The 18505-nt window shown below is 66.5% G+C and carries 21 protein-coding genes and 1 pseudogene; 6 read left to right on the forward strand and 16 right to left on the reverse strand.

Features of this window, described 5'->3' with window-relative positions; all coding sequences use genetic code 11:
• Window positions 1–181: 181 nt before the first annotated feature.
• The 10 genes and pseudogenes from CWS35_RS00760 to CWS35_RS00795 form a co-directional block, all read right to left on the reverse strand.
• Window positions 182–388, reverse strand: a complete 207-nt coding sequence (locus CWS35_RS00760) for a hypothetical protein (RefSeq protein ID WP_024581255.1) — start codon at window positions 386–388, stop codon at window positions 182–184.
• A 72-nt stretch (window positions 389–460) separates the two neighbouring features.
• Entirely contained in the window at window positions 461–1456 is a 996-nt protein-coding gene (locus CWS35_RS00765; protein WP_100950228.1) for a hypothetical protein, read from the reverse strand.
• Window positions 1453–2280 (reverse strand): GNAT family N-acetyltransferase, encoded by an 828-nt coding sequence (locus tag CWS35_RS00770; protein WP_245438822.1) that lies wholly within the window; start codon window positions 2278–2280, stop codon window positions 1453–1455. Before CWS35_RS00770 ends, CWS35_RS00765 begins: the two co-directional genes overlap by 4 nt.
• A complete protein-coding gene (locus CWS35_RS39915; RefSeq protein ID WP_245438823.1) occupies window positions 2226–2573 on the reverse strand; it encodes a hypothetical protein in 348 nt (115 codons plus the stop codon). Before CWS35_RS39915 ends, CWS35_RS00770 begins: the two co-directional genes overlap by 55 nt.
• Window positions 2570–3769 carry a hypothetical protein gene (locus CWS35_RS00775; RefSeq protein WP_100950230.1) on the reverse strand — a complete coding sequence of 400 codons (1200 nt, stop codon included), beginning with the start codon at window positions 3767–3769 and terminating at the stop codon, window positions 2570–2572. The genes CWS35_RS39915 and CWS35_RS00775 overlap by 4 nt, the downstream gene beginning before the upstream one ends.
• Window positions 3766–3963 carry a hypothetical protein gene (locus CWS35_RS39920; protein ID WP_245438824.1) on the reverse strand — a complete coding sequence of 66 codons (198 nt, stop codon included), beginning with the start codon at window positions 3961–3963 and terminating at the stop codon, window positions 3766–3768. The genes CWS35_RS00775 and CWS35_RS39920 overlap by 4 nt, the downstream gene beginning before the upstream one ends.
• Complete coding sequence (locus CWS35_RS00780; protein ID WP_245438825.1) at window positions 3957–4640, reverse strand: ThiF family adenylyltransferase; 684 nt, start codon at window positions 4638–4640, stop codon at window positions 3957–3959. The genes CWS35_RS39920 and CWS35_RS00780 overlap by 7 nt, the downstream gene beginning before the upstream one ends.
• Window positions 4637–5691 (reverse strand): annotated as a pseudogene (locus CWS35_RS00785) (hypothetical protein). Before CWS35_RS00785 ends, CWS35_RS00780 begins: the two are co-directional and overlap by 4 nt.
• Before the next feature lie 173 nt (window positions 5692–5864).
• A complete protein-coding gene (locus CWS35_RS00790) occupies window positions 5865–6140 on the reverse strand; it encodes a YiaA/YiaB family inner membrane protein (protein ID WP_021078428.1) in 276 nt (91 codons plus the stop codon).
• Window positions 6141–6196: 56 nt separating this feature from the next.
• Window positions 6197–6892 carry a PspA/IM30 family protein gene (locus CWS35_RS00795; protein ID WP_024584866.1) on the reverse strand — a complete coding sequence of 232 codons (696 nt, stop codon included), beginning with the start codon at window positions 6890–6892 and terminating at the stop codon, window positions 6197–6199.
• Between the two features lie 112 nt (window positions 6893–7004).
• Here CWS35_RS00795 and CWS35_RS00800 point away from each other — a divergent pair, with 112 nt between their 5' ends.
• Window positions 7005–7613 carry a TetR/AcrR family transcriptional regulator gene (locus tag CWS35_RS00800; protein WP_024584865.1) on the forward strand — a complete coding sequence of 203 codons (609 nt, stop codon included), beginning with the start codon at window positions 7005–7007 and terminating at the stop codon, window positions 7611–7613.
• Window positions 7614–7933: 320 nt separating this feature from the next.
• Window positions 7934–9052, forward strand: a complete 1119-nt coding sequence (locus tag CWS35_RS00805) for an acyl-CoA desaturase (RefSeq protein WP_100955929.1) — start codon at window positions 7934–7936, stop codon at window positions 9050–9052.
• A 45-nt stretch (window positions 9053–9097) separates the two neighbouring features.
• Here the strand turns inward: CWS35_RS00805 and CWS35_RS00810 are convergent, their stop codons facing one another.
• Complete coding sequence (locus CWS35_RS00810) at window positions 9098–9469, reverse strand: cupin domain-containing protein (RefSeq protein WP_100950232.1); 372 nt, start codon at window positions 9467–9469, stop codon at window positions 9098–9100.
• Between the two features lie 312 nt (window positions 9470–9781).
• On the opposite strand from CWS35_RS00810, the gene CWS35_RS00815 reads away from it, so the two are divergent.
• Window positions 9782–10066, forward strand: coding sequence for a hypothetical protein (locus CWS35_RS00815; protein WP_100955930.1), 285 nt, complete (start codon window positions 9782–9784; stop codon window positions 10064–10066).
• A gap of 174 nt (window positions 10067–10240) precedes the next feature.
• Here CWS35_RS00815 and CWS35_RS00820 read toward each other — a convergent pair whose 3' ends face one another.
• The 4 genes from CWS35_RS00820 to CWS35_RS00835 form a co-directional block, all read right to left on the reverse strand.
• Window positions 10241–11071, reverse strand: coding sequence for a molybdenum storage protein subunit alpha (locus CWS35_RS00820; RefSeq protein WP_100950234.1), 831 nt, complete (start codon window positions 11069–11071; stop codon window positions 10241–10243).
• A 13-nt stretch (window positions 11072–11084) separates the two neighbouring features.
• A complete protein-coding gene (locus CWS35_RS00825; protein WP_024584860.1) occupies window positions 11085–11897 on the reverse strand; it encodes a uridine kinase in 813 nt (270 codons plus the stop codon).
• A gap of 167 nt (window positions 11898–12064) precedes the next feature.
• The gene (locus CWS35_RS00830) at window positions 12065–13369 is read right to left on the reverse strand and encodes a HAMP domain-containing sensor histidine kinase (RefSeq protein WP_100950236.1); all 1305 of its coding nucleotides are present in this window, start codon (window positions 13367–13369) and stop codon (window positions 12065–12067) included.
• Window positions 13366–14028: a response regulator transcription factor gene (locus CWS35_RS00835; RefSeq protein ID WP_100950238.1), complete on the reverse strand. Its 663-nt coding sequence runs from the start codon at window positions 14026–14028 to the stop codon at window positions 13366–13368. The genes CWS35_RS00830 and CWS35_RS00835 overlap by 4 nt, the downstream gene beginning before the upstream one ends.
• A 259-nt stretch (window positions 14029–14287) precedes the next feature.
• On the opposite strand from CWS35_RS00835, the gene CWS35_RS00840 reads away from it, so the two are divergent.
• Genes CWS35_RS00840 through CWS35_RS00850 form a run of 3 tightly spaced genes read left to right on the forward strand, consistent with a single transcriptional unit; the run spans window position 14288 to window position 16309 of the window.
• Entirely contained in the window at window positions 14288–15043 is a 756-nt protein-coding gene (locus tag CWS35_RS00840) for a membrane protein (protein WP_024584857.1), read from the forward strand.
• A gap of 55 nt (window positions 15044–15098) precedes the next feature.
• Window positions 15099–15494, forward strand: coding sequence for a hypothetical protein (locus CWS35_RS00845; RefSeq protein WP_029880190.1), 396 nt, complete (start codon window positions 15099–15101; stop codon window positions 15492–15494).
• A gap of 47 nt (window positions 15495–15541) precedes the next feature.
• Window positions 15542–16309 carry a hypothetical protein gene (locus CWS35_RS00850; RefSeq protein ID WP_100950240.1) on the forward strand — a complete coding sequence of 256 codons (768 nt, stop codon included), beginning with the start codon at window positions 15542–15544 and terminating at the stop codon, window positions 16307–16309.
• Window positions 16310–16372: 63 nt separating this feature from the next.
• Here the strand turns inward: CWS35_RS00850 and CWS35_RS00855 are convergent, their stop codons facing one another.
• A complete protein-coding gene (locus CWS35_RS00855) occupies window positions 16373–18448 on the reverse strand; it encodes a pyridoxamine 5'-phosphate oxidase family protein (RefSeq protein WP_100950242.1) in 2076 nt (691 codons plus the stop codon).
• Between the last annotated feature and the right edge of the window lie 57 nt (window positions 18449–18505).

The following is an 18505-nucleotide window of genomic DNA, read 5'->3' on the forward strand; positions in this document are numbered from 1 at the left end:
GCGCGGCGATGATGGGTATCGCTGCACTCCACCCATCCTACGCACTATCACCGTCATCCTGAGGAGCGCGTAGCGCGTCTCGAAGGATGTACGGCCCGGCTGGTGGCCGATTCATCCTTCGAGACGCGCGCAAGGGCGCGCTCCTCAGGGTGACGGGTTTAGGGTCGCGCAACAGACACGCCTACAGCGTTTCCTGCTTGTGGTCGCAGTTCTTGCAGGTGAACTTGACGCGAGACTGGCCCTTCTCCGCCTGCACCCGGTTCGGCGCACCGCATTTGCCGCACACGGCCTCGATCCGGGTCGTGCCCTGCTTGATGACGAGGTTCCGCTTTTCCATGGTTTCGCGGATCAGGCGCTCGGCCTCCTCGCGCAACGATTGCTTCGACATCATCCCCACCGCTGATTGGTTTGCGGGCGGCGTCATAGCACGGCCGCGTGAAGCTTTGACAGGGGGTCCCGATTAGACAATCAAGCGATCCACCGGCAGCCGGAAATGCCGGGGTTTCACCGGCTTTGACGGACGGCCGACGCGGAATACGTTGACCAGCCGCAGATCGCGGCCGATTTCACCGAGCTTGCGCAGCCGTTCGTTGCAGCCGGGATGATCGGCCAGCGCCGAAATCGGGCAGGCCGCGAAGCCGGCGCGATCGATTTCCAGCCAGACACGATAGAAATGCCGCCCCGTCGTGAGCGGATCCTCACCGACCGGCCGGCAGAACAGCAGGACCGCGGAGGCCGATGCGGTCTTGGCGCGGTCGGCGAGCAGCGACGCCGCGATACCGAGACGATCAAGCGGCCGGAACAGGCGCCCCAGCACAAAGCGGGCCGCGCTGCCCTCAATGGCGTTCATCGCCAGCGCATCGCGGTTGAGACCGTCCAGCAGGTAGCGCGGATCGGCGGGCGACAGCCGCATCCATGCGAGCAGTTCAGCGCGGTATTCGTCGCCGCGGACAAAGGAGAACTCGGCCTGATCGGCCCAATCGGCGATGTCGGCAAGCGTCCCGCGATGACCGATGCAGATCACATCGTCACGCGCGATGGCCCGTTGCGCCAACGCCGCCGCGTCATCCGGCGCGGCGAGGAATTTGCCGCGCCACGACATGCGGCGTGCCACATGCTCCGCCAGCGGATCGGGCGTGGTGCCCTGCCTGATCGCAAAGGAGCAGAGCGCGGAAAATTGCGGCGACAGCGGCTGCTCGATCGTGGTCATCGCGGTGATGGCGAAGCCGCGTCGGTTGAGCGCGAGGCTCATGCCCTCCAGCGCCGCGCCATGCGACACCAGGACATCGTGCCCCGCGGGGTCGGCGACCGGCGCGCGGACGCCGGTGTCGTCGACCAGCGCCAGCCGGCCGTCGTCGAGCAAGCGCCAGCGCGTCGGCTGGATGTTGTGGACGCTCGGGGCCAGCCGCGCCTCGGCGACCAGTTCGCGCAGCAGATCCGGCGTCAACTCGCTCATGCCGCCGCCAATCGCTTGGTGAACAGATGCAGCCGGTGCAGCGGCGTGGCCCCGGCCTTCTCGACCTGGCGCAGCGAGGGCGCGTTGATGTCGGCGATCCAGGTGCCGCCGAGCGTGCGGTAACCGGCCTGCTGCAACGCCAGCGCGGTGCGGTAGAGCATCGCGCCGTTGAGGCCACGATTGTGCAGGTCGCGACAGACCGACTGATAGATCAGCACGGCGCGCGTGTTCATGATGCGGTGCTGCACGAACCTGAACGGCGCCGTCAGCCCGATCCGGCCGTCGATCGCCTTGATCAGCGGATTGAGGTCGGGAATCGCGATGATCGCGCCGGCGGGGCGGCCGCGGTGATAGACCACGGTCGAAATCCGCTTGTCGATGATCCACATCATGTCGCCGGCCTGGAACAGATATTCGGACGCGGTCGGCGGCACGAACATCGGATTGTCGGCAAAGCCGTCGTTGAGAATCAGCCGCGCATCCTCCAGCCGCGCCTTGAAGGCGGAACGCTTGATCGGCTGCCAGATGAAATCGGGGTCGGCGAGCACCGCGCGCTGCTTGTCGCCGAGCAGCTGCTCCGGCTTGCCGTCGTCGAGCGCGATCTCGAATGTCGTCATCGGGAAGGTCGCGGCATAGCCGGCGCGTTCCAGATGCTGCGCGACGTGGGGCGGCGACCACATCATGTCGGTGAACGGCGCATGGTCGAAGCCGTCGGTCATGACGCCGATCTGCTGCATTGCCGTCAGATTGAAATTGCCGGCGACCCGGCTCATGCCACGCGCCGACAGCCATTGCTCGGCGGCGCGCAGCAGCGCATCGGCCACCTCGACATCGTCGATGCAGTCGAAGAAGCCGAATGCCCGTGGCGGGTGCCGTGCTTGCGGTTGGAGGCGTCGTGGATCGAGGCGGCGATGCGGCCGACCGGCCGGCCGTCGCGATGCGCGGAAAACAGCGCATAGCGGCCGTGGCCTTCGGTGATGAACGGATTCGTCGCGGGATCGAACATCCGGTCGAAATCGCTCCACAGCGGCGGCACGTAGAGACTGTCGGGTCCATAGGCATTGAGCGCGGCGTCGAACGCCGCCTTGCGGTCGCCCTCCCTGACCTCGAGCGTCATCTGGCCTCCGGGGTCAGCGCCAACAGCCGCCGCACCAGCGCCAGCGCGGTTTCGGTGGCGGGATCGGCCGCCGTCACCGGCACCGCGAGCACGATCAGATCCACCGGATCATGCCCGAGCACGATGACATGGGAGGCGTTGTTGGCTGATATCAGCGAGACCATTCGCTCGGCCGCCGAGTCGGTCGGCGACAGCCCCCATGGCGCATCGGAGCGGCGCAGCACGCGCCGCGTCGACAGGAAATCGCGCAGCAGCGGCGGATCGTAGGGTGCGAGCTCGTTTTCGCGGAAGCGCCGCGCGCTCTCAAAGATCGGATGTCGCGCGAGCTCGGCGATCAACTGCTCCCGTGTCTGCGCCGGCGACGCCGCAACCGAATTGAGCACACCGGGCTCCTGGGATTCGAACAGCGCGCGCAGCGCATCCGTCATCAGCCCGATGGTCAGGACGCCGGCGATCGCGACCGCGACGAACCGGACCATCTGCGCCGCGTCGACGTCAGGCGCCATGAAGGCGGCGGCGAGCCCGAGCAACCCCGACGAGATCAGCCGCAGCGCCATCATCGCAAGCCCATGCCGCCGGGTCTCGGCGCCGCCGCCGGCGATCAGCATCACGGTGACCGTGAGCAGCGCGCCGAGTGCGCCGAGCCGGACCGGGATGTCCGGAAACAGCGTGCGGAAATCGGTGAGGATGAACGGGATCACCACCAGTGCCCCGACCGCCATGCGGCCGATGCTGCGGTTCTCCGAGGCCATCAGCGCCGAGCGGTCGCGCGTCGCCAGCAGCAGCGCGCAGATGGCGAAGCCCGAGAGCTGGAACAGCGCCAGCGTGATCGCATAGGGCATGACGAAGCGCTGCAATCCGAACAGACCGCCGAGGCCGAGCAGGATGCCGCCTGCGAGCGCGGCGATCTTGATCGCGCGCGGCGCGTGACGCCGCAGGATGCCCTCGGTGACGATCAAGGCGCCGAGCGGGATCAGCGAAGCCGGGATCACCGAGAGACGGTCGAGCAGCCAACTTCCGCTCCACCACGCAAGGCCGCGGTCGAGGAACAGGATCGCGATCACGCCGAGCGCGAGCAGCAGGCGGCGGGTCAGCGGGCTCCGCGGATCGCGTCGGTAGAACGTCATCATCGCCACCGCGAGCCCGATGGCGCCGCAGAGATTGACGATGGAATCGGCGATCACTCCCGAGGTCATGGCCGGCCAGTCAGTTGGTCGATGGCCCGCCGCACCATTGGACGCATCAGCGCGGCGGTGAGCGCGCTGCGTGGCCTCTCGATCGCGGGTCGGTGCGGATTGAGGAACCAGCCGCGGCAATCGGTGCCGGAGGTGCGGCCGAGGATCAGCGCCACCGCCTCATAGGCCATCAGCATGCCGGTCGAGATCACCATCGGGCGAACGACATCCGGCTGCGGCGCCCAGTCGCGACCTCGCCGGCGATCGCGAGATCGACATAGTTGCGCGACGACGAATGCAGCATCACGTGCTCGATCTCGGCGCGCATCGCGGCGCGACGGTCTTCGTCGGTGATCTCGGTCCAGTCCTTGCCAAGGGTCGGAAAGCCGAGGCGTTGCTCGGGCCGCGGATCCTGCGGACGCACCACGATCACCGACGGCAATGGCGACATGTAGGCGTCGATCACGGTCGCCTCGGCACGCTTGGCGGTCCGGTACAGGTGCACGCCGGCCGCGATATCGTCCATGCCGTTGACGATGACGGGGCAGCGCGCGGCGATGCCGGGCAATTCGTCGGTCCAGTTCTCGCCGAGCACCTCGACCTCGATGGTCGGGTTGATGCGTTTGGCGGCTTCGGCGGCAACGGCGGCCTTCTCGCGGCCGACCTCGTCGGCGAAGGCGAACACCTGGCGGTTGAGGTTGGAGACCTCGAAGCGGTCGATGTCGGCGATCACGAAGCGGCCGACGCCGGCGCGCGCCAGCGCCATGAAGGCCGCGCCGCCCATGCCGCCGACGCCGCAGACGAACACCCGCGCCTGGCGCAGCAATTGCTGCTCGTGCTCGTCGATGAAGCCGATGTTGCGGCCGGTGAAGGAGTAATAGTCGAAGCTCATCGCGCGGCCCCGCCATCCTGCCTGCGCGGCCGCAGGCTGCCGAAGGCGCGGCTGTCGTCGAGCCAATAGACCACCGGCAGCACCAGCCGCTGCAAGGCCAGCATCGCCGACGCCGCCAGCAGCGCCGGCAGCGAGCCCGACGGCACCTCGCTCATCAGGTAGCGCCGCGCGCCGGCAAGATCGACGCGGCCGATCTGAAGCACATCGTCGCCGCGGCCGTAGTCCAGCTCGCGTTGGCAGAATTCGTTGTAGACCGCGTTGCGATGCTTCGGCGCGATCTCGAAGCTCTTCTTCAGCGCATCCGAGCCGCCGGTATAGGCATTGGTGATGACCGAGCGCGGCTCGTCGAAGCCGGCTTCCTCGCCGACGCCGAACACCGCCCGATGCCGCGCCATGATGCCACGCGCGAGTTGCAGATGCGCAAAGCTCTGCCGCGCCTCCGGCAGTGGCGACGGGAACACGTCCGAGAAGGTGTCGCTTACCATGCCGACGACCGCCGGCACCTGGGTGACGTTGGAGATCCATTTCGGCCGCAGCCCGTCGCGCGCGAACAGCACCAGCGCGGTCAGGCCGTAGAGCACCCAGGACAACCCTGCCCGCGCACGTCGGGATCGACCATGACGAGACCGAGATGGGTGACTTCAGCCGGCTCGCCGTCGAGCGGCACCTCCATCACCGACAGCGCGTTGAACGCGATCGGCCGCCCGCTGTCCTCTTCGCAGATCAGGGTGACGACGGCGCGCGACAGCCGCTCCGGCTCGCCGGAGAAGATACCGTAGGTCAGGCTCTCCTCGGGCAGCGTCTTGGCCGCAACGGTGCGCAATTGCCCGACCAGCGCGTCGAGTTCGGCCTTCGGCAACGACACCCCAGGCGATTCGACGATGCGCGTGCGCTGGCCGGCCTGGGTGCGCAAGGTGAGATCGATGGTCGGCTGCGACAGCGCTTTCAGCCAGAAGCCGGCATGGCTGCGCAGGCCGTCAAAGGCCGCGCGCGCCTTGGCAAACCCGCGGTCGCCGCGCGGAGCGGGCGTGCGATTGTCGGTGGACGCCATTTCTCTGTCCCTCGGGTGCGATCTCTGCCCTTGCGGCTGTTAAGAGGTTGTAAGTGCGATCCGACGCAGCTCGCCGCAGGGTAAACAAGGCCTTCCGGAAACGGAACAGATTGGGCGAAACAACGATAGCGGCGGGCGCGAAACACCCGCCGCTATCGTTTTGTGCTGCCTGCTCAGGCCGCCTTCGAGACTTCCATCAACAGCCGCTCGGCCTTGGCGTCCTCGATGCGATTGACGAACTTGCCGCTCTCGTAATTGTCGCGGATCGTCTTGGTCAGCGTGACGCAGGTCTGCACCAGCATCACGATGCCCATCGTGAGATAACCCTTCATCCAGAGGTCGATCGGCAGGAAGAACACGCCGACGGCGACGAGGAAGGCGGAGGCTGCAAAGGACGCGTAAGTGAAGGTCACCCAGCCGCTGCTGTGGGGTTGAATGGTCTGGTTCATGGTCGTCTCCTTGATGTTGCGAGGTTTGAAGCTGGTTCAGTTGCGGATTTGAGAATTCAGGCAGCAGGCGGGCGCTTGGCCTTCAGCCGCGCCAGCACGTCGTCGGCGGTCGATTTCATGCGCGGGCCAAAGCCCTGCTCGGCGAGCCGTTCGGCGACGACGAGCGGACCCGAGGCGGTGTCGATCTCGAACAGGGCCTCGTCGGCCGCCTGGGCCTCCATCTGCCGCTCGCGCAGCCGCTTCAGCGTCGCCTCCGCTTCGGGCAGCGTCGATTCGTAGGGCCGCGCCGCCTCGATGCCAGTGCGGCGCAGCGAGCGCACCGCCTCCGAGGCACGGGCCAGGCGCCGGCCGCGATCGAGTTCGGCGATGCGCGCCTCGGCACTGGCGACATGGCGCTTCAGCCGGGTGATCTCGGAGGCGAACAGCGTGCGCGCGGTCATCGCGGCATCGCGCTCGGCTTCGAGATTGGCGATCGCCTGCGCGGCTTCGCGGGCGAGGTCCTCCCGGCCGCCGTCGAGCGCCGCCGACGCGCGCACCTCGAGATCGGCGATCCGGGCGTGGGCGGCCTCGAGCCGCCGGCCCTCCTGCTGGTCGCCGGCAATCGCCAGCGCCAGGGTCCGCTTCGAGCGGTCGACGGCGGCGGCCGCGTCGCGCATCTGCTGATCGAGGATGACCAGCGCGGTCCGGTCTTGCAGTTCCTCTTCGGCCACCGCGACGGTGCCGCGGAAAAGGGTCAAAACAGTTTTGAACATTTGGTCGCTCCCTGCTATGAGCATCGCTCATGAAACTCTTGTACCACACAATGAGCGATGCTCAAGAACTATTTGAGCGTCGCTCACGTCTGTGGTTAACGGCGGGTGAAACATGTCCAAGGCATTGGAACGACGTGCAAAACTGCGCGAAGCGCTGATCGAGGCGGCGGAACGGGCGATTGCGGCAAAGGGTCTCGGCGGGCTGAAAACCCGCGAACTGGCCCAGGAAATCGGCGTCGCCAATGGCGGCGTCTACAATCTGGTCGAGGATGTCGACGAGCTGATCCTGCGAGTCGGCTCGCGCACCCTGGCCCGGCTGGACGCCTCGCTGTCGCTGGCCGAGATCGGCGGCGCGGCGGCGCCGCGCGAGATGCTGGTGCGGGTCGCGGTCGCCTATTGCGACTTCGCCGCCGAAAATCTCGAACTGTGGCGCGCCCTGTTCGAGCATCGCATGCAGCCCGGCAAGCCGGTGCCGGAATGGGCGATCACCGAGCAGATGGAATTATTCCGCCACATCTACAAGCCGCTCGCCGCGCTGTTTCCGCAGCGCTCGCCGGCACAACTCGGCGTCACCGCGCGCAGCCTGTTCTCCGCCGTGCATGGCATGGTCGCGCTCGGGCTGGAGCACAAGCTGATCGCAGTGCCGATCGGCGCGCTGCGCAGCGAGATCTCGACATTGACGCGCGCGATGGTCGACGGGCTGACGGCCAAGAAGGAGTAGCGCCCTCGATATGCCCAATGTGTGGTCAGGTAGATGGCTTGGAGGCCGCCGGACTGGCAAATCCGTGACCCAAAATCCGTGCGGGCAAGCTGCGGTAATCTGCGCCATGTCGCTTTGACCACGGATGTACTAGCAGAGCCCCAGATTTTCGCGCCCTCGCGACTGCTCGACCGGCGCGGGGTCTCTTTGTCACACCACGCGCAATGTCCGCCGAAACCGCGACGTGAAGCGTCCGCCGGCGAGACGTGCCGCACATTGCAGCAATCGAGGTCACGAGCTTGTCCACCCATATCGATCCGGAGCCGCACCACGACGACATCATGTACCCGCAAGTGCTGCCGTTTGTGCTGGTCCACGTCGGGTGTCTGGCGGCGATCTGGTCGGGCATCTCATGGCAGGCCATCGCAATTTGCGTCGCGCTGTACTGGCTGCGCATGTTCGCGATCACCGCCGGATATCATCGGTACTTCTCGCACCGCGCTTACGCGACGAGCCGGGTGTTTCAATTCATCCTCGCATTCCTCGCCCAAAGCAGCGCGCAGAAAAGCGTGCTGTGGTGGGCGGCGAAACATCGACATCACCACCTTCATTCCGATACCGAGCACGACGTGCATTCACCCCTGCACAAGGGCCTCGTGTACAGTCATCTCGGCTGGATCTTTTACCGGCAGCACGACGCGACCGATCTGACGAAAGTTTCCGACCTTGCCGCCTATCCCGAGTTGCGGTGGCTGCACAAATTCGAGGTCTTCCCGGCGGTCGTGGTCGCAGGTTTGTGTTTCCTCGTGGCCGGCTGGCCGGGCCTGCTGGTCGGCTTCTTCTGGAGCACCGTGCTGGTCTATCACGCGACGTTCTGCATCAACTCCCTGGCACATGTTCACGGACGCCAGCGGTATGTGACGGGCGATGGCTCCCGCAACAATTGGCTGCTGGCTCTCCTGACCATGGGTGAGGGTTGGCACAACAATCACCACGCCTACCAGAGCAGTGCGCGGCAAGGCTTCCGCTGGTGGGAAATCGACGCGACCTACTATGTTCTGGTGGCGCTATCCTGGCTCGGCATCGTCTGGGATCTCAAGGCGCCGCCTGCGGCGGTTCTCCGCAACGAACAGCGCCTGGGATCACGCGTGATCAAGCGAACCGCCGAACAGCTCGCGGGCCGCTTCAATCCCGAATCCATTGCGCTGGCCATCAGATCGTCCGTGCATGAAACGGGCATGTCGGTACGGGAAGTGCTCTTCCTGTTGCAGCATCGTGCCGACCTGCACTTGCCCAGCATGCCGACGCGCGACCAGTTGCTGGCCGAAGCCCAAACCATGTTCGCGAAGACGCCATCGCTGGACGACATCGTCGACCGCGCACATGAACTGCTGGTGGAATCGGTGTGCTTTCTTCTGGCGATTCCGCCCCAGCCCGCTGTCGTACGCCCGAAAGCCTGAGCGCGCGAAAAAACCAGAAGCACCGCGGCCGGATCACCCGCGCCGTCACGGCTCCATCGTGTAGGCGCGCCCGGGTTCGAGTGCGTAGATCGTGAGAAAACGCAGCGGCCGCTCCGGATCGCAATTGCGAAACAACGTGTGCGGCAGGTCAGCGCGATCCTGCAACGTCTCGCCTGCTCGATACTGCCGCGACGCTTCATCGCCATAGGCCGACTCCGCGACGCCCTCGACGATGAAGATCACGCCGCCGACCGGATGCCGGTGCAGCGGCGCCACCCCGCCGGGCGGATAGGTCACCTCGGCAACGACGAGCTCGCGATCATCGCCGGGCAGCGTCAGGCGCTCGAGCGTCCTGCGCGTGACACCGGCAAAGCCGGCCTGTTGTACGCTCGCCCGACCGTCATTGCTTTCAACCATTGGCATCCCTTTCCCGTCACGCTGTCCGGATCGGATCGCGGTCGAATGACTATGGGAATGCCCTTTCCGGGCAACAAGATGTCGGAACACCGCCTCGACGCGCCAATTGGCGGCCAACACAGATCGGCCGAAGTTCTTGCCTAGCTTGCGCCCGCGTTGCAGGATTCTCGCGCAGGCAAACCTTCAGTCGGTGTAATCATGAGAACGGCTATCTTGACGGCGCGGTCGACCGGGGTCGCGGCCCTGGCGCTCATCTTGACAGCATCGGGCGTAATGCCGGCGTCTGCGGCGCAGCCCGTGTCCGAATGCTCGATGTCGGTGACATTGGCGGATTGGGGCGAGAACTCGACCGGCGATATCGACGTCGCATCGGGCGAGAGCTGCCAGATCCCGATCGGAATCCGCGGCACGGTGACTGATTCATCGATCTCGCAGAAGCCGGCCTATGGCAAGCTGAAGAAGGTCAACCCGTCGACCTTCGAGTACAAGGCGAAGGCCAAGTACAAGGGCAGCGATACGTTTGCCATCAAGGCAACCGGTCAGGGGCCGAAGACATCCGGCACCTCGGTCATCACCGTGCACGCCACCATCAAGTAATCGCTCTGGCGCGCACTGCACTCCCTCGCCCCGTTCTTATGGGGAGAGGGGCTGCTTCCGCAGATGCCGGCAACAGTTGAACTCGCGGAGACTCCCCTCACCCGACATTCGCGTCCCGCGAATTTCGACCTCTCCCCGCAAGCGGGGCGAGGTGAAGCGGAGTCCGCGGCGCCGTCAGGCCGGGCGTGCGCCGGTGCGGATGATCGAACCGACATGCTGACCGCGCAGCGCCGCGGTGAGCCGGCCGGGAACGAGGCCATTCACCACCTGCACGCGCTCGATATGCCTGGCGTTCGCCATCACTTCGAGCAACGCGGGATCGAACGGCAGCGTGCCCTTCAGCTTGGCGAGGTCGGCGAGGCTGGCCTCGCGCAGCAACTGCGCCTTCTCGCCATCGGGGCCGTTCGGATCGTCGGTGTACACACCGTCGACGTCTTCCACGATGGTCAGGCCGGCCGCGCCGAGCGCATCGGCGATCAGGAACGCACCGGTGTCGGCGCGGTGGAACGGGATGCGCGAGACCGGGAATTCATGATGGTGATAGGGCGGAAACGCGCTGCCGACGACCGCGCGGGACGCCGACAGATGGATCGCGAGCTGGCTCGCGATGGTCGGATGCTCGATGTAGGAGACACCCTCGGGCGCGAGCAGGCAGCCGAGGATGTGGCCGTTCTGGCCGGCTTCGCTGGCGGCGAGCGGTGCCAGCGAGCCGACCGGCAGTCCGAGGTCGAGGCCGACGCTGTAGAGATGCCGGGCGCGGATGCCGGCGCCGGTCAAGATCAGCAGGCGATGCTCCGGCAATAGCGAGCGCAGCTCGTCGACGATCGGCAGGATCGCCTCATGCCCGCGATCCATGATCGAGCGGCCGCCGATCTTCACCACCTGCACCCAGGGCAGCAGCGGGATCGGACGCCCGCCTGCGACCGGACGGGTGAGATCGTTGTCGAGCAGGGTCTGGCGCGCGAGCGGCGAGGCGACGTGCTTGATCTTCGTGGTGTCATCCATGGCGATGATCCCTTCAGCTCGCGGTGATGATGGTGCCGACATGCTCGCCCGCCAGCGCGCGGGTGAGATTGCCGGGGACGAGGCCGTTGACGACCTGCACCTGACGGACATGGCGCGCGGTGGCGAGCAGATCGAGCACCGGGAATTCCAGGATCGAATCCTGCAATCCCTTGGCCTTCATCTCGGCGACCGAAATCTTCGGGATGAATGTGGCGCCCTTCGAGGTCTTCGGGTTCGCGCTGTAGAGGCCGTTCTCGTCCTTGACGTAGATCATCGCCTTGCAGCCGAACTGCTCGGCGACCAGGAAGCATCCGGCATCGGTGCGATAGGGCGGGATCATGCCCTCGGCCGCCGGCCGCATCCACAGGCCGTAAGGCGGCATGCCGCTGAAGATCACGGCATTCACCTCGGCGAGATAGAGCGGCACGGCCGAAAGTCCGGCACCGCTGACCGCGGAGATGCCGTGCTTGGCCAGCAGCTGGCCCAGCATCACGGCGTTCTGATCGGCCACCGAGGCGCCGAGCTGCGACAGCACGCCGGCCGGCAGCCGGAGCCCGGCCGCGATCGAATAGAGATGCCGGGCGCGGGTGCCGGCGCCGGTTCCGATCAACATCTTGTGCGCCTTGCGGGCGGCGACGATCTCGTCGACCAGCGGATAGACGGCGGCGCGACCGCGGTCGATCACGCTCTGCCCGCCGATCTTGATCACAGTCGCGTCCGGCAGGATCCGGAAGTCGGACGCCGCGTCCGCCTTCGCCAGAAGCTGCGGATCGGTCAGCGACCGCTGCATCAGGAGCGCTTCGAGCTCCGTCGTCGTGTCTGCCATGAGAAACGTCCTTTCTCCAATGCTGGCACAGTTTCCGAGGGACCCGCGATCCGAGCCGGTCGCCACCGGCGGTCCCGCCGGGCCCTGCATTTCTCTGCTAGCGATAGTCCGGGAGGGTCTCAAGATGCAATGGCAATGATGCCGCGCGCCGCGTCCCCGGCTGATTTTCAGCCATTCACAGCAGGCAGCCTGACGATGACGCGCAGGCCCGTGCGTTCAGCCCCCGTCACATTCTCGAACTGGATCGAGCCGCCGCAGCGATCGACGATCCGTTTCACGATCGAAAGCCCGAGCCCGGCGCCGTCGCCGCTCGGCTGGCTGCCGCGGAAGAACGGCTCGCCGATCCGGTCCAGATCGCGCGGCGCAATGCCCGTGCCGGAATCCTCGATCTGGATGGCGGCCATGCCCGCCTCGCGATAGATGCCGAGGTCGACGCTGCCGCCCTCGGGCGTGAACTTGACGGCGTTCTCGACCAGGTTTCGCAGCACCGAGATCAGCGATAATTGATCGCCATTGACCGCAACCGTTTCGACCATCGTGAAGCCGAGATCGATGTTGCGCGCCGCCGCCTCGGGCAGCAGATCGGCGACGACGCCCTTTACGATCCTGTCGAGCTCGGTCACTTCACCGGCAGCAGGGCTCACGGCGTCCTGGCGCGCCAGGGCCAGGAGCTGTTCGAGCAGATGCCTGCTCCGTTGCATGCCGCTTCTGAGCACATCGAGCCGCTCACGGGTCTCGGCCGGCATCTCGAGGGAAGCGAGATTTTCCGCTTGCAGGCTGAGCGCCGTGATCGGGGTGCGAAGCTCGTGCGACGCATCGGCGATGAAGCGCCGTTGCTGATCCATCATGCCGCGCATGCGTTCCAGCAGGGCATTGATCGAACCGAGAAACGGCTGCAACTCGCTGGGGGCGCCGGTCGCCTTCAACGCGCTGACGTCGTCCGCGCGCCGCGCGTCGAGATCATCGGCCAGGCGCAACATCGGCCGGAACGAGCGCGCGATCACGAGCGCAGTCACCAGCAACAGGCACGGCACCAGGGCCGCGATCGGCAACAGGGTCCGCAGCGCCATATCGCCGGCAATCTCGGTGCGGATCTCCGTCCGTTGCATCACCGCGAAGCGGCTATCGTCCGGGCGCGTGCGAACCAGCACGCGCGCCGGCTGGCCCTGATAGACGGCATTGTGCAATCCGTCCTTCAGTCCCCACAGCCGGCGGTCTTCGGCAGGCCCACGCGGCGCGCCGCCGAGCTCGACCACCGCGACCTCGGATTCGGCATCGACGCCGGTGACGGGCCGGCTTTCCCTGATCGAGGCACTCAGCGCGAAGCTCGCGATCTGGATCAGGACCGAGTCCTGCATCTCGATGGCTTCGCTGTAGGCCCAGCGATAGGCCAGGGCTCCGCCGACGGCGCCGGTCAGCAGGATGATCGCGGTGAGCCCGGCGAACAGGCGTCCGCGCAGCGATCTCATCATCTCGAACGGTCCACCATCCAGCCGACGCCGCGCACGTTCCTGATCACGGACGCGCCAAGTTTTCTGCGCACGGCGTGGATCAGGAATTCGACCGCGTTGCTCTCGACCTCCTCGCTCCAGCCGTAGATCTGGCGTTCGAGCTCGGCTCGCGACAGGATGGTCCCCGGCCGGTTCAACAACGCCTGAAGCAGCGCGAATTCGCGCGCGCTGAGGACAGCTCTTTCTCCACTGTACGTGGCTTCCCGCGTCGCCGGGTCGAGGTGGAGTTCGCCATTGGTCAGGACCGGCGGCGCTCCGCTGCCCTCGCGCCGCAGCACCGCGCGCATGCGCGCCAGCAACTCGGCGACCTCGAACGGCTTGACCAGATAATCATCCGCGCCGAGATCGAGCCCCCGGATCCGATCGCTCAACGCATCGCGCGCGGTCAGGATGATCACGGGAAGGCGTGTGGAGTCCGTCCGGATCGTCCTGAGCACGTCGAGGCCATCCGTCACGGGAAGTCCGAGGTCGAGCAGCGCGATGTCGTAGGTCTCGCTGCGGCTGGCCTCGACGGCGAGGTCGCCATCGCGGACCCAGTCGACCGCGTAGGCGGCATCCCTCAGCGCCTCGACGACGGCGGCGCCGATCATCCTGTCGTCCTCCACCAAGAGCACGCGCATCGTCTCGTCACCATCCTGACCCGCGCCGGGCACCCCGGCGAACCTGCATCGCATCCGCCTGCCCGCGACGCCGCGCGACCATATCAGCTTCGACTTAGCCGCGACTTAGGGCTTTCGGCGTCCAAACGGGGGCGGCGCCGCCGGCCTAAGCCGGGCCTAAGTCTCGCGGTGCAGGCTCCCGATCGAACCCGGCGGAACCGCCGACCTCATCAAAGCGGAGTTTTGCATCGTGCAGGATATCAGGCGCACCGGCCGCAGCATGCTGAACAAGGTCCCCGAAGTCACCCTCGTGTTCTGGCTGATCAAGATCATGTCGACCACGGTCGGCGAGACCGGTGCCGATTATCTCGCCGTCCATGTCGGCCTTGGAACGACCGTTACCGGCCTGCTGATGACCACGCTGCTCGCGGCTGCGCTGGCAATCCAGCTGCGGATGGACCGCTACGTGCCGTGGATCTACTGGCTGACGGTCGTGCTGGTCAGCATCGTCGGGACACAGATCACCGATGCGCTGACCGACAAGCTCGAGATCAGCCTCTACATCAGCACGGCGCTGTTCGCGATCGCGCTGGCGGCGACCTTCGCGATCTGGTTCGCGGTCGAACGGACGCTGTCGATCCACAGCATCGTGACCACGCGGCGCGAACTGTTCTATTGGGCGGCGATCCTGTTCACCTTCGCGCTCGGCACCGCCGCCGGCGATCTCGCCACCGAAGCGCTCGGCCTCGGCTTCAACGTCGGCGTCGTGGTCTTCATGGCGCTGATCGCAGGCGTCGCCGCGGCCTACGCGCTCGGCGCCAACGAGGTTCTCGCGTTCTGGATCGCCTACATCCTGACCCGACCGCTCGGCGCCTCGTTCGGTGACATGCTGTCCCAGTCCCGGGACTATGGCGGCCTCGGCTTCGGCACGATCTACACCAGCCTCGCCTTCCTCGCCGTGATCATCGCGCTGGTCGGCTGGCTGTCGTTCGAGGGCGACAGTGGCCGAAACCCCGAAACTTCGCCCGGCGCATGAATTCGCCGTGCGTCCGCGAGGACACCGGTCGAAGCAACCCAACAGGAGAACCACAATGAACAGAACGATACTCGCACTTGCCGCAATCCACGCTCTCGTGGTGGCGTCACCATTTCCACATACGAACGGCAGCCTGACGCTGCTGCCGCGCGCGCAAGCGGCCACCTCGAAGCTCGGCGATTTGACGCCGTTCCGCAGCATCGCCGCCGATGTCGCTGACATGGTCGACAAGAACGACCTCCCCGGCGCCAAGACGCGGATCAAGGATCTCGAGACCAAATGGGACGAGGCGGAGGCTGGATTGAAGCCGCGCGCGGCTGCGGATTGGCACACGGTCGACAAGGCGATCGATCGCGCGCTCGCGGCGGTCCGCGAGACCAATCCGGATGCCACCAAGTGCAAGAAGGCGCTCGCCGAGCTGCTGTCGATCATGGACTCGATGAAGGGCTGATCGCCTCGTCCATCATTTCGACCATCCGCTTCTCGGAGTATCAATCCATGGAACTGCTGCACGACACCGCCGCGGACGAGCGCGCGGGCAAGGTCCCCGCCGTTACGCTCGGCTTCTGGGTCATCAAGATTCTCGCCACGACGCTCGGCGAGACCGGCGGCGACGCCGTCACGATGTCGATGAATCTCGGTTATCTGGTCGGCACCGCGATATTCGCGGTGATCTTCGCGATCGCCGTCGCGGCACAGATGGCGGCGCGGCGCTTTCATCCATTCCTCTACTGGACCGTGATCATCGCGACCACGACTGTCGGCACGACCTTCGCCGATTTCGTCGACCGCTCGCTCGGGATCGGATATCTCGGCGGCTCGTCGCTGCTCGCCGCACTGCTCGTGGCGTCGCTCGCCGCCTGGCATCGCACGCTCGGAACGGTGTCGATCGCATCGATCGACAACAAGGCGGCCGAAACATTCTACTGGATCACGATCCTGTTCTCGCAAACCCTTGGAACCGCGCTCGGCGACTGGATGGCCGATTCCACCGGCCTCGGCTATGGCGGCGGCGCCATCGTATTCGCCGCCGGCATCGCCATCGTCGCCGCCGCCTATCTCTGGACCAGGGTGTCGCGCACGGTGCTGTTCTGGATCGCGTTCGTCCTGACCAGGCCGCTCGGCGCCACCGTCGGCGATCTCCTCGACAAGCCGCTCGATCACGGCGGCCTCGCGCTCAGCCGCTACACGGCTTCCATTGCCCTCGCTGTTGCGATCGCGGCGATCGTCTTCATCCTGCCGCAGCGGGCCGGGAAGCACGCATGAAGAATAAACCTCCCTCGCGCGGAACGGCGCGACCAGATACCCGTCGTCGAGCCGGGCGGCCGGTCAGAGATCGAGCTGGAGCCGGTTATCACCTTCCGCTTCCGGCTTCGCCGGCACCGCACAGCAGATCAGCACCTCGTCATCGGCAACTTCGGCAGTCGGCTGCTTCAGATAGGTCACCGCGCCTGCCAGCAATTTGGTTCGGCAGCTGCCGCAATTGCCCTCGCGGCAACTGAATGCGGGGCTGAGACCACGCGCTTCCGCGAGTTCGAGCAACGTTCCGGATTGCGGTGTCCACCGTGCTTCCTTCATCGATGCGGCGAAGGTCACCGCAACCGGCGCGGTCGCGGGCGGCAGACGCGGCGGCGGCGCCGCGGCGACGTCGGGCTTCCGCACCAGCGACGACGGACCAAACGCTTCCGCGTGAATCCTGCCATCGGCGACGTTGTAGCCGCGCAGCCCATCATAGAGCGATTGGGTGAATTGCGGCGGCCCGCACAGATAGAAGTCGTAGTCGTTGAACGGCAGCACACGCGACAGCAGCGCCATGTCGATCCGCCCCGCGGCGTCGTAGTCAGTATCCTGCCCGGCGCCCTCGACGTCGCTGAGCACGCGGGTGATGCGAACCGCGCCGCCGGCGGCGGCCGCCAGTTGCCGCAGTTCGGCATCGAACGCGCGGTCCTGTTTGGCATGGGCGGCCTGGAACAGGAATGTCGGCCGGATGCCGCGGGTGCGCAGCCCCTCATAGACCACGTGACGCAGCATCGCGAGCATCGGCGTGATCCCGACGCCGCCGGCGAGCAGCACCGCCGGCCGCTTCTCGCGCGCGTCGATCGCGAAGCTGCCCGCCGGCGCGCGGGCTTCGATGATGTGGCCGACATGGATATTGTCGTGGAGATGGCTGGAGACCAGGCCGTCGCGCTTCACGCTGATGCGATACATGCCGTCCGACGGCGCGACCGACAGCGTATAGGTGCGGATCACGGGCTTGTCCGCCCCCGGAAGCAACACGCGGATCGGCAGATGCTGTCCCGCCTGATGCGGAAGCAGCCCGGCGCCGTCCTCCGGTTGCAGATGAAACGAGCGGATCGAGCGGCTCTCGTCGACGATCTCGGTGACCTTGAACGGGCGCCACTGCGTTGCAAGCGCGCTTGCGCGGATGCGGTCCGCAGCCTGCGTCCAGTCGCCGGTCATCAGCGCATTCGGCGACCAGCCCTCGGCCCGGAACGCCCAGCGCAGCGGCAGCGCGCCACGGCGCCGCACCACGCGGCGGGCGCGGAAGCTCCACAGCCGTTCGGCCCCCTGGAACGCCGCGATCTCCGGCGAGTCCAGGATCACCTCGGCATCGCCGGTCAGTTGCAGCAGGTCACCGGTCTCGAAATCGACGAACGCCAGCCCGGCCTTGCCGTTGAGGAGCATGTTGCCGAGCGTGTTGAAGAACAGGTTGCCGGCGAAGTCCGGAACGGTCAGCGTGCCGTCGGCAGCGACGCGCACGAAGCCCGCTCTGCCACCGCGATGCGAGACGTCGACCTGGCGGCGATCCTCGCGCTCGGCATAGGTCGCCACGAAGAACGTATCCGCCGCCGCAATCATATCGCGCGCGGCCTGATCGAGCGTCGCGCTGGCTTCGATCTCTCCCGTGAACGGCTGATCGGGCTCGCGGACGAGAACGAAATCGCGGAGCTGGATGTATTGCGGACAGTTGCCGAAGCTCTGATCGAGCTCGAAGCTGAGCGCCTTGCCTGATGCCGCACGCAGCAGCCCGTTGGCCCGGTTGCGGCGCCGCGTGTGCAACTCGATGCCAAGCAACGCGATGGCATCGCCCTCGCGCATGCCCTCGCTGACCGGATCGCTGGCGTCAGGCCGCGCGTCGATCTCGAGGCTGCGCGGTGTCGGCGAGGCGATGAAGCCGGGCCGGCCGGCCAGCAGCGAAGCCCATGCATCGCCGCTGCGGTCCACGCTGCCGACGACGATGAAGGGAATTTGCGCGAAGAAGTCGCGGTGCTGGTCGGGCATGAAGTCGCGCACCGCGCGCTGGCCGACCGCTGCCATCTTCTCGGCAACGCCGGCCCGCTGCTGCATCGCCGTCTCGCCGGCATGCCAGACGTCCAGCTTGCTCTTGCTTCGCCTGTCGCTCATCGCCTTGCCCTCCTCATCGGGGCTTGGGTGGGCGCGCCCGAAGGCACGCCCGTCAGC

The sequence above is a fragment of the Bradyrhizobium sp. SK17 genome (assembly GCF_002831585.1).
Classification (GTDB): domain Bacteria; phylum Pseudomonadota; class Alphaproteobacteria; order Rhizobiales; family Xanthobacteraceae; genus Bradyrhizobium.

Excerpts from the sequence above, each read along its gene's own strand:
- CWS35_RS00760 (WP_024581255.1), bottom strand. The coding sequence starts at position 388 with ATGTCGAAGCAATCGTTGCGCGAGGAGGCCGAGCGCCTGATCCGCGAA.
- CWS35_RS00765 (WP_100950228.1), bottom strand. The coding sequence starts at position 1,456 with ATGAGCGAGTTGACGCCGGATCTGCTGCGCGAACTGGTCGCCGAGGCG.
- CWS35_RS39915 (WP_245438823.1), bottom strand. The coding sequence starts at position 2,573 with ATGACGCTCGAGGTCAGGGAGGGCGACCGCAAGGCGGCGTTCGACGCC.
- CWS35_RS00775 (WP_100950230.1), bottom strand. The coding sequence starts at position 3,769 with ATGACCTCGGGAGTGATCGCCGATTCCATCGTCAATCTCTGCGGCGCC.
- CWS35_RS39920 (WP_245438824.1), bottom strand. The coding sequence starts at position 3,963 with ATGGTGATCTCGACCGGCATGCTGATGGCCTATGAGGCGGTGGCGCTG.
- CWS35_RS00780 (WP_245438825.1), bottom strand. The coding sequence starts at position 4,640 with ATGAGCTTCGACTATTACTCCTTCACCGGCCGCAACATCGGCTTCATC.
- CWS35_RS00790 (WP_021078428.1), bottom strand. The coding sequence starts at position 6,140 with ATGAACCAGACCATTCAACCCCACAGCAGCGGCTGGGTGACCTTCACT.
- CWS35_RS00795 (WP_024584866.1), bottom strand. The coding sequence starts at position 6,892 with ATGTTCAAAACTGTTTTGACCCTTTTCCGCGGCACCGTCGCGGTGGCC.
- CWS35_RS00800 (WP_024584865.1), top strand. The coding sequence starts at position 7,005 with ATGTCCAAGGCATTGGAACGACGTGCAAAACTGCGCGAAGCGCTGATC.
- CWS35_RS00805 (WP_100955929.1), top strand. The coding sequence starts at position 7,934 with ATGTACCCGCAAGTGCTGCCGTTTGTGCTGGTCCACGTCGGGTGTCTG.
- CWS35_RS00810 (WP_100950232.1), bottom strand. The coding sequence starts at position 9,469 with ATGGTTGAAAGCAATGACGGTCGGGCGAGCGTACAACAGGCCGGCTTT.
- CWS35_RS00815 (WP_100955930.1), top strand. The coding sequence starts at position 9,782 with ATGTCGGTGACATTGGCGGATTGGGGCGAGAACTCGACCGGCGATATC.
- CWS35_RS00820 (WP_100950234.1), bottom strand. The coding sequence starts at position 11,071 with ATGGATGACACCACGAAGATCAAGCACGTCGCCTCGCCGCTCGCGCGC.
- CWS35_RS00825 (WP_024584860.1), bottom strand. The coding sequence starts at position 11,897 with ATGGCAGACACGACGACGGAGCTCGAAGCGCTCCTGATGCAGCGGTCG.
- CWS35_RS00830 (WP_100950236.1), bottom strand. The coding sequence starts at position 13,369 with ATGATGAGATCGCTGCGCGGACGCCTGTTCGCCGGGCTCACCGCGATC.
- CWS35_RS00835 (WP_100950238.1), bottom strand. The coding sequence starts at position 14,028 with ATGCGCGTGCTCTTGGTGGAGGACGACAGGATGATCGGCGCCGCCGTC.
- CWS35_RS00840 (WP_024584857.1), top strand. The coding sequence starts at position 14,288 with ATGCTGAACAAGGTCCCCGAAGTCACCCTCGTGTTCTGGCTGATCAAG.
- CWS35_RS00845 (WP_029880190.1), top strand. The coding sequence starts at position 15,099 with ATGAACAGAACGATACTCGCACTTGCCGCAATCCACGCTCTCGTGGTG.
- CWS35_RS00850 (WP_100950240.1), top strand. The coding sequence starts at position 15,542 with ATGGAACTGCTGCACGACACCGCCGCGGACGAGCGCGCGGGCAAGGTC.
- CWS35_RS00855 (WP_100950242.1), bottom strand. The coding sequence starts at position 18,448 with ATGAGCGACAGGCGAAGCAAGAGCAAGCTGGACGTCTGGCATGCCGGC.